The following is an 11069-nucleotide window of genomic DNA, read 5'->3' on the forward strand; positions in this document are numbered from 1 at the left end:
CGTCAAAAGGGAGCCGACATGGATCTGTACGAGCACCAAGCGAGGGAACTCTTCGCGGACCATGGCATCGCGGTGCCGGAGGCCGAAGTGGTGGAGCTGGCGAGGGAGGCCCGGTTCGCCGCGGAACGGCTCGGCGGCCGCGTGGTCGTCAAGGCCCAGGTGAAGACCGGAGGCCGGGGCAAAGCGGGCGGGGTGAAGCTCGCGATCGACCCGGCGGCGGCCGAATTGACAGCCCGTCAGATCATCGGCATGACCATCAAGGGCCACGTCGTCAGGAAGGTGATGCTCGCTCAACCAGTGCATATCGCATCGGAGTTCTACGTCTCCTACGTACTCGACCGGGCCGCGGGCACCTTCCTCGCGATCGCCTCGGCCGAGGGCGGCATGGAGATAGAGGAGATCGCGCGCAGCCGCCCGGAGGCGGTGGCGCGGATCCCCGTGGACCCCGCGGAAGGGGTCACGGAAGCAAAGGCGGCGGAGATCGCGAAGGCCGCTCAGCTACCGCCCGAGACCGTCCCCGTACTCCAGTCGCTCTGGCGGGTGATGGTCCGGGAGGACGCCCTTCTGGTCGAAGTCAACCCATTGGTCCGTACCGAAGATGGGCTGATTCTCGCCCTCGACGGCAAAATCACACTTGACGACAACGCCCGCTTCCGCCAATCGCGTTGGGGTGACCGTGCGGACGACGAACACGGCGACCCGCTGGAAGCCACCGCGGCGGCCAAGGGGCTCAACTACGTGAAGCTCGACGGCGAGGTGGGCATCATCGGCAACGGCGCCGGCCTCGTCATGTCCACCCTCGACGTGGTCGCGGGCTGCGGCGCGCGCCCCGCCAACTTCCTTGACATCGGGGGAGGGGCGTCCGCCCAGGTGATGGCGGACGGTCTGTCCGTCATCCTCTCCGACCCGGCGGTCACGTCCGTGTTCGTGAACGTCTTCGGCGGCATCACGGCCTGCGACGCCGTCGCCGAGGGCATCGTCCAGGCCCTGGACTCCGTACGGCTGACCAAGCCGCTCGTGGTGCGCCTCGACGGCAACAACGCGGCCCGTGGCCGCGCGATCCTCGCGGACCGCGCGCATCCGCTCGTGGAACAGGTCACCACCATGGACGGGGCGGCCCGGCAGGCCGCCGTACTGGCGAATGTCGGATAGGCGCCGGACCGGCGCCGGACAAGGGAGCGACAGACCGTGGCGATCTTCCTGACCAAGGAGAGCAAGGTCCTCGTCCAGGGCATGACCGGCGGCGAGGGCATGAAACACACCCGGCGGATGCTCGCCGCCGGGACCGACATCGTCGGCGGCGTCAACCCGCGCAAGGCGGGTCGCACCGTCGGCTTCGAGGTCTCCCACGGCCCTGAGGGCCAGGGAGGCGCCCCCCGGGCCGTCCCCGTCTTCGGCTCGGTGGCCGAGGGCATGGCGGCGACGGGCGCGGACGTCACCGTCGTCTTCGTACCGCCGCCGTTCGCCAAGGCCGCGGTCATCGAGGCCGCGGACGCCGGAATCGGGCTCGCGGTCGTGATCACCGAGGGCATCCCCGTCCACGACGCCGTCGCCTTCCAGGCGTACGCCAGGGAGCGGGGCACCAGGATCGTCGGCCCCAACTGTCCAGGACTGATCAGCCCCGGGCAGTCCAACGCCGGCATCATCCCGGCGGACATCGCCGCCAAGCCCGGCCGGATCGGACTCGTCTCCAAGTCCGGCACCCTGACCTATCAGCTCATGTACGAGCTGCGGGAGACCGGCTTCTCCTCGGCGGTCGGCATCGGCGGCGACCCCGTCGTGGGCACCACCCATATCGACTGCCTCGCCGCCTTCGAGGACGACCCGGACACAGAACTGATCGTTCTCATCGGGGAGATCGGCGGCGACGCGGAGGAACGCGCGGCGGCCTACATAGCCGAGCGCGTCACCAAGCCGGTCATCGGCTACATCGCCGGATTCACCGCGCCGGAAGGCAAGACGATGGGACACGCCGGCGCGATCGTCTCCGGTTCCTCCGGCACCGCGGAGGCCAAGAAGAAGGCATTGGAGGCGGTCGGCGTGCGGGTCGGCTCGACCCCCTCGGAGACCGCGCGGCTGGTGCTCGACCGCCTCGCGGCGTCACGTGACGTCGCTCATAATTGAAGGGAGTGTGTGCCTCCCCCCATCCGGTTCACGATTCACTTCGGACGAGAGCCGAGCCATGCAACTCCCGCCCCTCTAGAGCGGAGACCCTCAATGGCACCCACCCTCACCACATCCCACCTGATACTCAAGCCGGGCACAGCCTGGTCGGACGCCTGGGAGCGCTGCCTCGCGGTGGCCCCCGAGGCGTTCGAGGACGACCGTGTGCGTAACCTCTGGGCCGCCACCTGGCAGTCCGACGGCCGTGCGGTGCCCGCCACCAGCCCGGTGGACGGCAGCCCCATCGCGGGCCCGCCCCGACTCGACTCCGAAACCGCCCAGCGGGCGGTGCGCGCCTGCCTGGACGCCCACCGCGCCTGGCGCGATGTCCCGCTGGCCGAGCGCAAGGCCCGTGTGACGGCCACGCTCGACGCGCTCACCGAACACCGTGAACTGCTCGCCCTCCTCCTCGTCTGGGAGATCGGCAAGCCGTGGCGGCTCGCCCAGGCCGACGTCGACCGCGCGATCGACGGTGTGCGCTGGTACGTGGATGGTGTCGAACCGATGCTGGCGGACAGGACCCCGCTGGCGGGCCCCGTCTCCAACATCGCCAGCTGGAACTATCCGATGTCCGTCCTGATCCACGCGATGCTGGTGCAGGCCCTGGCCGGCAACGCGGTGATCGCCAAGGCGCCGACCGACGGGGGAGTGGCCTGTCTGACCCTGGCCTGTGCGCTCGCCGTCCGCGAGGGCATCCCCCTCACGCTGGTCAGCGGCAGCGGCGGCGAACTCTCCGAGGCGCTCGTGCGTGCGCCGGAGATCGGCTGCGTCTCCTTCGTCGGAGGCCGCGACACCGGCGCCAGAATCGCCACCGCGGTCGCTGACCTGGGCAAACGGCATATCCTCGAACAGGAGGGCCTGAACACCTGGGGCATCTGGAACTTCAGCGACTGGTCCTCACTGACCGGAGTCATCCCCAAACTCTTCGACTACGGCAAGCAGCGCTGCACGGCGTACCCGCGCTTCGTGGTCCAGCGCTCGCTCTTCGCGGACTTCCTGGCCGCCTACCTGCCCGCCGTACGCTCCATCCGCCTGGGTCACCCCCTCGCGGTCGAGCACCCCGGCGACCCGCTGCCGGAACTGGACTTCGGACCGCTCATCAACGCCGCCAAGGCCAAGGAACTGAACGACCAGGTCTCAGAGGCGATCAGCCGCGGCGCCGTCCCGCTGCACCAGGGAGCGCTGGAACAGGGACTGTTCCTGCCCGGCCAGGACACCAGCGCCTACCTCCCGCCCGTCACACTGCTCAACCCGCCCCCGTCCTCCCCGCTGCACCACGCGGAACCCTTCGGCCCGGTCGACACCATCGTCCTGGTCGATACGGAGGCGGAACTGCTGGCCGCGATGAACGCCTCGAACGGCGCCCTCGTCGCGACCCTCTCCACCGACGACCCGGCCACCTACGAGCGGCTCTCCCCGCAGATCCGCGCCTTCAAGACCGGCCACGGCAAACCCCGCTCGCGCGGGGACCGCGACGAACTCTTCGGCGGCTTCGGCCACTCCTGGCGCGGCGCGTTCGTCGGCGGTGAACTGCTCGTACGAGCGGTGACCGACGGCCCGACGGGAGAGCGCCCGCCGGGCAACTTCCCGGACTACCACCTGATGCCCTGACCCTCTGACCCCTGACCCCTCCGACACCGAGCGCTCCCCGTCCCCCGGCGGGGAGCGCTCGGCACCTCCCCGTCCGCGCGCCTTCCGCGCACGGCTCCCGGACACGACGGCGCGACGACGGTCCGTACCGGTTCGGCGACGTTCCGTACCGACCGCCCCGGGACGCCTCGCGCGGGGCGCCCGGACCCCGGAAGGCGTCCGGCCACGGACCCCTGACCACCGGATATACGGGTGAGAGCCACCTCGATCCCCTGGTATCGTTGTCCTTGTCGCCGCCGGTGCACACCGCGGTCAGACCACTCGTCCGGGTGGCGGAATGGCAGACGCGCTAGCTTGAGGTGCTAGTGCCCTTTATCGGGCGTGGGGGTTCAAGTCCCCCCTCGGACACCAGGGGTAGTTCACGTAATTGCCTGTGTTGGTTTCAGGGACTCCCAGTTCGGATTCGTCCGGGCTGGGAGTTCCTCGTGTGTTCGGGATCCTCTCCGGCAGAGGCGGGCCGACGAGCCCCGCCCGGTAGGGGCGGCGGGGTCGGCGGCGCACTTCGCCGTGCCCGCCTGGCGCCGTGACCCGAAAACGCGGTGGCCGCGCGGGCTCGGGGCCCCGTACGTTCGCCTCCATGGTTGACGCAACGTTCGGGCATCCGCGCCTCGCCGCCATCTACGACCCACTCGATCCGGACCGCGGCGATCTCGACGCGTATCTCGCGATGGCGGAGGAGTTCGGGGCGCGGTCCGTGCTGGATATCGGGTGCGGTACGGGCGTGTTCGCGCTGCTGCTCGCCGAGCGCGGGATCACGGTCACCGGGATCGATCCCGCGCGGGCGTCCGTCGACGTCGCGCGTGGCAAGCCGGGGGCGGAGCGGGTGCGCTGGCTCGACGGCGACGCGGGGGACCTGCCGCCCATGCGGGCCGACCTGGTGACGATGACCGGGAACGTCGCCCAGGCGATCGCCGATCCGCAGGCGTGGCGTACGACGCTGCGTGGCGCGTACGAGGCGTTGCGGCCCGGCGGGCGGCTTGTCTTCGAGACGCGCGACCCGGCGCGGCGCGTGTGGGAGGAGTGGGCGGAGTGGACGCGCGAGACCACGTACCGCGTGACCGGCATCCCGGGCGTCGGCCACGTCGAGACCTGGGCCGAGCTGACGGACGTGAGCCTGCCGCTGGTGAGCTTCCGGGGTACCCACGTGTTCGCTGCGGACGGAGAGGTACTGACCTCGGAATCGACACTTCGTTTCCGTGAACGTACGGAGATCGAGCGGGACTTGCTGGAGCACGGCTTCGTCGTCGAGGACGTGCGCGACGCACCCGACCGGCCGGGCGCCGAGTTCGTGTTCGTGGCGCGGCGCGGAACCGCGGAACCCGGCCCTCCTGGAATGCCCTGGGGGAACGTGCCCACCACACAACGCCGAGCGGACGGGACCGATGGCTGTGGGCTGCGACCAGGAGGAAGAAGCCCACAGTGACCTATCGGCCGGTCTCAGTATCCGTAGATCATCTTGTACGCGACTTCCGGGAGGAACTGACCGGCCACGGAGCCGGCGCCGACTCCGCAGTTGCCGTCGGACTCGCCGGGGGTCTTCAGCCACAGCAGCATCTCGGCTCCGCCGCCCGTCTGGCTGACGGCCCCGATCCGCCGCCCGCCGGGGTTGCACCACTCGCCGTTGGAATCGTTGCCGTTGCGGCTGGTGTCGATGACGAAGGGCTTCGTGTAACCGTAGGACGCCGACAGCACCGAGTTGATGGCGTTGCCGTAGCTGATGTTCCGGCTGTTGCCGTAGTAGTTCGAGACGTTCGACGAGAAGCCGTGCGCCTGCCGGGCCCCGGCGCCGTCGAGATGCCGGGCCATGGTGGCCGCGTCGATCCAGGCGGGGTTTCCTGCGTCCAGGTACGTCCACGTGTTGGGCGCGTGCGCGGAGAACTTCGCCAGGGCGTCTTTGAGCATGGCGTTGCGCTCATCGATCTGCTGCTGGGTCAGACAGCTGTAATCACCGAGGGAGTCGGGCTCGATCACCACCAGCGCCGGTCGCCCGCCGATGGCCGAGGCGAAGGCGGATATCCAGGTGCGGTACGCCGCCGGAGAACCCGCCCCGCCGCCGGAGTGGCCGCCACAGGCGTCGCGGCCGGGGATGTTGTAGGCGATCAGGACGGGGAGCTTGTCGGCGGCGTCCGCCGCTCCCACGTAGGAGCCCACCGCGGCCCCGATGTCACCGCTCCAGGAACCGAACCACCGGGCCATGGGGCGCGAGGCGATGTTGTCCCGGATCGCCGGAGCCCGTCCGTCGCCGGGGTTCGCCGCCACCCATGCGGCCGGATTCGAGTTCGGGTCCGTGTAGAACCCGCTGGTCATGCCGATCGGATCGGCCAGGGCGCCGGCGTCGGCCTGCCCGGTGCCGAGGGGCAGGAGCAGGCACGCCAGCGCCGACGTGACGAGCGTACGCATCATCTTTCTCATGAGTGCAGCCCTCTCTGGGAGCGCTCCCACATCGGCGGTGACTCAGCTGCGAGGGAGACGCGGGTGGGGGGAGGATCGAGCGGCGGTCCCCTCGGGGCTCTCTCCGGGGAATTGCCGCTGTCAGACGAGACAGTGGCAGGGGGGCAGTCCGCTGTCAATGAGTCCGGTGAGGGCCGCGGGATGAAGGGCGGGGACGTGGCGGACGTTCATCGGGACGCGTCCCGAGCCGCCGCGGTCCCGGCCCGCCCATCGACCCGGTGACCCCGAGATCTGTCGGGCACCTGTGCGGCAGGAGCCGTTCCTGCCACCCTGAAAGCGAGGGGATACCGCTTCCCGGCCGGCCCTGACAGACCGGGCGGGATCGGAGGGGGGACAACTGATGGCAGGCTTCCTGACGGACTTACCGACCTTCTGGGCCTTCGCGGTCGTCTGGGCCGGCGCTTTCACGACGTTCATGGCGTATTCGCTGGTCCGCCTCCGCTACGTGCTCCGGCGTGACCGGCAGGCCATCGGACGCTTCGTCGAGACCGGGGCCGCCAAGCCCGTTCTCGCCATGTACCACCTTGAGGGGGAGCGGGCGGCGACACAGGCCGGGATCCTGCTGCTGTCCCCCGGGCACCGCCCCTCCGGCGGCCGACGACGGAAGGCGCGGGACACACGACCGGAATCGGACCCCCTGCTGGCGGCACTCCACACGGCCGTTCATGACACCGGAGGGAGCGGCTCCGTGGAGGAGGCGATGGCATCACCCCGCTTCCCGGCCTTCAGCGCCCGACTGCGGCAGGCGGCGCGGCGCGACCTCCCCGCACGTCGGAAGCGCGGCGTGCCCGGCGAGAGGGAAGCGTGGGCGGCGGTGTCCGGTCTGTTCGCCGTCCTCGTCCACGGCATCGGGTTCTACATCCGTCAGCAGGACGCGAACGGGCTCTGGTTCGTGATCGCTCTGGCCGTGCACGTGCCCGCGGCGGTCTGGCTCGTCATCGCGGACGACAGGACGAGACAGGACCAGTGGCCGGAGTTCGAGGCGCTCTGCGAGCGCTGCGTCGTCCGGGCGCGGGTCCGCGTCCGTAGACCGGAGCGGGCTGCCGATTCGGACCGTACCCGTACCTCTGGCTGGGCCAACGACGGCGGTGTCGGCGCGTCCAGTTCGTGCGGCGGCGGCTGCGGTGGCGGCTGCGGTGGTGGGATATGAGCCGGCCGCGGCGTACCTTCGGTACCTGGCGGGCCGGCCGGCGCTTCCGTAACTGGCGGCAGCCGACGTCGCGGGACTGGCCGGACGTGCACAAGGATGTCGCCTACCTCACGCGGAAGTTGGGCCGCTGGCATCCCGATACGCTTCTTGCCCGCTCACTGGTGTCCATGTGGCTCGGCAGCGAAGGCCAACACGCCGACGTCCTGAGACTGGCCGAGGCGGAAGTGGCGGACAGGACCGCGGAGTTCGGGGCCGACGACCCCGAAACCCTCAGGTCGCGCCGGTTGCTCAGCTCCGCCCTCCGCGGGGCCGGTGACCTGGACGGAGCCGTCGCCGAGACGCGGGCCCTCGTGGAGGACTCCGTCCGGGTGCTGGGCTCCGGCCACGCTGATACCCGTCGCGGCTGGGTGGACCTCGCCCAGTACCTCGCCGAGAACGGGGAACCGGCCGAGGGAGTACGCCTGCTGCGCGCCCTGTACACGGAGTCCCGGGCCTTCGGTCCGGAGCGGCGGGAAGAGTCCCGTTCCATCCGCCACCAACTGGTCCTGGCGCTGGAGTCCAAGGGTGAGTTCCAGGAGGCCCTCGATCTGCTGGACGAGGAGATCGCCGAGGAGTCGGGGACGGTCTACGGCGTCGACGAGTTCCGGGGCGACTACGCGATGGCGCATTTGCGGGAGTGGCGCGGGCGGCTGGTCGCCAAGGCCGCCTCTGGGTAGCCCGGCGTTTTCCCGCCGGCCCGACGCCGTCCACATGGTCATCCGGGCACGCGGCGTGGGCGCCACCTGCCGCACCCGCGTCCCGCTCGCCGCACACCGAGGGCTTACGGCCCTCGGCCACGGCACGTTCGCCATCGTCAGTTCCCGGTGTCGAGTCGGGTGCGCTCGATGTCGTTGTCCAGAAAGGCGATCAGGCTCTCGGCTTCGGTGTGAACGGCTTCTCGTTCCAGGGGGGTCAGGGGGCGCAGAGGGGTGATGCGGAGTTGGTGGTCGCGCGTGGTCCACGTGGCGGTGACGCGTCCGTCGACCAGGACGGTGCGGTGGCCTGCGACGGACAGGCCGAGGTGGGGGGCGTCGATGATGCGGCCGCGGTCGTGGTAGCCGAGGATGGCGTTGTCGAAGGCCGGGAGGAACCGGACAGGGGCGGGGGTGTCGGGGTCGGGGCGGGGTGCGTCGGGGAGGTCGAGCAGTTCGCGGCCGCGTTCGTCGCGGAACGCGACGAGTTCTTCCCTGGCGGCTTTGACGGCGGCGGGGAGCCCGGCGAGTCCGCACCAGGCACGGAGGTCAGCGGTGGCGGCGGGTCCGTAGGCGGCGAGGTAACGGCGCAGCAACTGCTGCCCGACGGGGTCGGTGTCGTCGGCGGGCAGGGGATCGATGTCCCGTGCCAGCCAGGCGCTCAGCGGCAGGTTGCGTACGCCGGCGGTCCGCTGCCACAGGCCGCGGGGCGGGAGTTGGGCCATGGGGACGAGGGCCGCGACGAGCAGTTCGCCCAGGACGCGGCGTGGTGGGCCGGGCCAGCGGTCTTCGAGAGCCTGTACCAGCTCGGTCATGGTGCGGGGCCGCTGGTCGGCCATGACCGCGCGGCCGGCGGCGGCGACCTCGTCCATGTCGATGCCTGCCAGTTCGCTCCGGTAGGTTCCCAGCACTCGCTGGCGCAGCATGGCGTCGTGGCGGGCCCGCCAGGCGAGCGCGTCGTCGGCGGTGACGAGGTGGACGGTGCGGCGCATCAGGTGGGTGCGCACCACCGTGCGGCCGGTCAGCGCGTCGTCCAGTTGTCCGGGCTTGAAGCCGGACAGGCGGGACCACAGCCCGGTGAAGGGTTCCTGGGGTTCCTGCGCCTGCAGGCCGCACAGGTGGGCCACCGCTTCCGCCACGGGCATGTCGCCGCGCTTGAGCAGGTGCTGGCGGGCGAGGGTGGCGCGGTTGAGGGCACGCGCGTCGAGGACAGTCATGGTCCGTCCCGGCTTCCGCATCCGCACGGTGAACCTTTCCTTCCGCTTCTCTGTGTGTCCGGTGCCCGCGGTGTCCGGTGCCCGCGCCGTCCGGTGCCCGCGCCGTCCGGACCGCCCCGGTGACCGCGGCGGACCGAACGGCGCGGGTCTGTCGGGCCGGTTCAGCCGTTGTACGGGGTAGCGGCTGCCGTGACCACGAGCGATCTCCCGAACGGCTCGAATGCCACCATGACAGAGATGGAGGACAGGGTGTGTCCTCTACTGTGGGCACACTCCACGCCTGGCCGACCGCCGTCTCAGAGGCGTTTCGCGCTGCGGAGCGCGCTCGCGTAATAGCCGTGGCCGTCCAGGCGGGAGGTGCCTCCCTCGTCGCCCATCGTCGGACCGTTCACCTCCTTCCTGCTCGATATGAACATCTGGTTCCCGTCCGTGTCCGGGCCCAGGTACATACCGGTGTGGTCCAGACGGGACTCCGTCCGCGCGTCGGTCTTGAAAAAGACCAGGTCGCCGGGTTGGAGCTCGCTGATGGACGCCGGGCGCTCGTAGCGCGGCGCGGGGCCCGACAGCTGGATGATGTCCACCCCCGCCGCGGAGCGCGCCATCGCGTTGGCGGTGCGCGGCAGTCCGTCGCCGGTGCCGTCGGCCGCCGCCAGCGGATAGTGGCCCCGGTAGCCGAACACGATCCGGATGAAACCCGAGCAGTCGATCGCGCGGTACCGCACGGCCTCCGGCTTCTTCGTGGTGCCGTCTCGGAAGGTGTACGGGATGCCCAGGTAGTCGTAGAAGTCGGACTCTTCGAGGCGCGGGCCGCCGCCTTGGCCGGCGTCCGGGGCGAGCGGACCGTAGTCGGCGTCCCCCGCGTACGGGACGTCCTCGTCGTCCTTCCTGACCGGCGCGCCCTCGACGTACTGGAACGCGATCGCGAAGAGGTCGTCCCGCTCGCTGCCGTAGTACTCCTTGAACCAGTCCTTGAACCACTGTTCCTTCTCGGCGCCCTTCGCCCAGACCTCCGGCATCAGGCGTACCCAGTTCTCGGTGACCACCCGGGCCGAGGTGTTGCCCGGCTCGTCGAAGGTACGGCTGGGGCCGGTGAGAGTGGCCGTACGCGCGCCGTCGGTGAAGGTGGCGAGTATGCCGCCGACGCCGATCCGCAGCACCGAGCGGTCCGGGTTCCTCAGCCGCTCCCAGTGCTGTTCCGCAGCGGTCCTGGCGGACCCCGACCTGAGGTGAGGGATGTCGGTGATGGCCTGGACGGCGGGCAGCTTCGCCTGCTCGTCCTTGCGGAGTTCGACGGTGAGATACGCGCTGCCGGCCAGCAGCGCGAGTACGGTCGCGCCGTGCAGGACGGGGCGGCCGCGCTTGGACTTGGCACTCATGAGGATTCTGCTCCGTGTGTGGGGGGTTTGGCGGAGGACGGGGCCCCCGCCGAGCAGGATGTCCGCGGTCAGGACGGCACAGGCCGTGCGTGCGACCGCGCCGGTGGTCCTGGCGCGCTTCCGGCGAGGGCCGGCGGCGCGCTTTCGCGCCTGCGCTGCTGCTGGAGCTGCTGGCGCAGCAGTTCCAGGGAGCGTGCGATGGCCCCGACCTCGTCGTGGTGGCGCGGGTAGAGGATGGTGCGGCGGTCGCCGTCGGCGAGCGTCTCGGCCTGCTTGGCCAGTTCGCGCAGCGGGCGTACGACCACGATGTGCAGCCAGCCCAGGCAGGCGG

Annotated in this window: 10 protein-coding genes and 1 tRNA gene; 7 read left to right on the forward strand and 4 right to left on the reverse strand. The window is 70.7% G+C overall.

All coding sequences use genetic code 11. The features are described 5' to 3' along the window. The first annotated feature begins 18 nt into the window (after nucleotides 1-18). From sucC to ACZ7LS_RS11830, 5 genes are all read left to right on the forward strand, one after another. Nucleotides 19-1152, forward strand: a complete 1134-nt coding sequence (sucC, locus tag ACZ7LS_RS11810) for an ADP-forming succinate--CoA ligase subunit beta (RefSeq protein WP_382667705.1) — start codon at nucleotides 19-21, stop codon at nucleotides 1150-1152. Nucleotides 1153-1188: 36 nt separating this feature from the next. Then, nucleotides 1189-2124 (forward strand): succinate--CoA ligase subunit alpha, encoded by a 936-nt coding sequence (gene sucD / locus ACZ7LS_RS11815; RefSeq protein WP_382875166.1) that lies wholly within the window; start codon nucleotides 1189-1191, stop codon nucleotides 2122-2124. A 93-nt stretch (nucleotides 2125-2217) separates the two neighbouring features. After that, on the forward strand, nucleotides 2218-3774 hold the full coding sequence (locus tag ACZ7LS_RS11820) for an aldehyde dehydrogenase family protein (protein ID WP_382529508.1): 1557 nt from the start codon (nucleotides 2218-2220) through the stop codon (nucleotides 3772-3774). Nucleotides 3775-4076: 302 nt separating this feature from the next. Beyond that, a tRNA-Leu gene (locus ACZ7LS_RS11825) sits at nucleotides 4077-4164 on the forward strand. A 226-nt stretch (nucleotides 4165-4390) separates the two neighbouring features. Beyond that, on the forward strand, nucleotides 4391-5236 hold the full coding sequence (locus ACZ7LS_RS11830; RefSeq protein WP_385129418.1) for a class I SAM-dependent methyltransferase: 846 nt from the start codon (nucleotides 4391-4393) through the stop codon (nucleotides 5234-5236). 14 nt (nucleotides 5237-5250) lie between these two features. On the opposite strand, the gene ACZ7LS_RS11835 is transcribed toward ACZ7LS_RS11830, so the two are convergent. Then, nucleotides 5251-6225: a glycoside hydrolase family 6 protein gene (locus ACZ7LS_RS11835; protein ID WP_382529502.1), complete on the reverse strand. Its 975-nt coding sequence runs from the start codon at nucleotides 6223-6225 to the stop codon at nucleotides 5251-5253. A gap of 379 nt (nucleotides 6226-6604) precedes the next feature. Here ACZ7LS_RS11835 and ACZ7LS_RS11840 point away from each other — a divergent pair, with 379 nt between their 5' ends. Beyond that, nucleotides 6605-7414, forward strand: a complete 810-nt coding sequence (locus ACZ7LS_RS11840) for a hypothetical protein (RefSeq protein ID WP_385129420.1) — start codon at nucleotides 6605-6607, stop codon at nucleotides 7412-7414. Beyond that, nucleotides 7411-8130: a hypothetical protein gene (locus tag ACZ7LS_RS11845; RefSeq protein WP_382529497.1), complete on the forward strand. Its 720-nt coding sequence runs from the start codon at nucleotides 7411-7413 to the stop codon at nucleotides 8128-8130. The genes ACZ7LS_RS11840 and ACZ7LS_RS11845 overlap by 4 nt, the downstream gene beginning before the upstream one ends. 137 nt (nucleotides 8131-8267) lie before the next feature. On the opposite strand, the gene ACZ7LS_RS11850 is transcribed toward ACZ7LS_RS11845, so the two are convergent. The 3 genes from ACZ7LS_RS11850 to ACZ7LS_RS11860 all read right to left on the reverse strand — a co-directional run. Beyond that, nucleotides 8268-9362 (reverse strand): winged helix DNA-binding domain-containing protein, encoded by a 1095-nt coding sequence (locus ACZ7LS_RS11850; RefSeq protein ID WP_382667657.1) that lies wholly within the window; start codon nucleotides 9360-9362, stop codon nucleotides 8268-8270. A 296-nt stretch (nucleotides 9363-9658) separates the two neighbouring features. Further along, a complete protein-coding gene (locus tag ACZ7LS_RS11855; RefSeq protein ID WP_382875157.1) occupies nucleotides 9659-10738 on the reverse strand; it encodes a C40 family peptidase in 1080 nt (359 codons plus the stop codon). A 68-nt stretch (nucleotides 10739-10806) separates the two neighbouring features. Further along, nucleotides 10807-11069 (reverse strand): HAMP domain-containing protein (locus ACZ7LS_RS11860; RefSeq protein ID WP_385129423.1); only part of this gene is annotated, 263 nt, incomplete at its 5' end.

This window comes from Streptomyces sp. NPDC039430, assembly GCF_055639435.1.

What these genes read in the sequence shown, in the direction of transcription:
- ACZ7LS_RS11855 (WP_382875157.1), bottom strand. Translation starts at nt 10,738, where the DNA reads ATGAGTGCCAAGTCCAAGCGCGGCCGCCCCGTCCTGCACGGCGCGACC.
- ACZ7LS_RS11820 (WP_382529508.1), top strand. Translation starts at nt 2,218, where the DNA reads ATGGCACCCACCCTCACCACATCCCACCTGATACTCAAGCCGGGCACA.
- ACZ7LS_RS11845 (WP_382529497.1), top strand. Translation starts at nt 7,411, where the DNA reads ATGAGCCGGCCGCGGCGTACCTTCGGTACCTGGCGGGCCGGCCGGCGC.
- ACZ7LS_RS11830 (WP_385129418.1), top strand. Translation starts at nt 4,391, where the DNA reads ATGGTTGACGCAACGTTCGGGCATCCGCGCCTCGCCGCCATCTACGAC.
- ACZ7LS_RS11840 (WP_385129420.1), top strand. Translation starts at nt 6,605, where the DNA reads ATGGCAGGCTTCCTGACGGACTTACCGACCTTCTGGGCCTTCGCGGTC.
- ACZ7LS_RS11850 (WP_382667657.1), bottom strand. Translation starts at nt 9,362, where the DNA reads ATGACTGTCCTCGACGCGCGTGCCCTCAACCGCGCCACCCTCGCCCGC.
- sucC (WP_382667705.1), top strand. Translation starts at nt 19, where the DNA reads ATGGATCTGTACGAGCACCAAGCGAGGGAACTCTTCGCGGACCATGGC.
- ACZ7LS_RS11835 (WP_382529502.1), bottom strand. Translation starts at nt 6,225, where the DNA reads ATGAGAAAGATGATGCGTACGCTCGTCACGTCGGCGCTGGCGTGCCTG.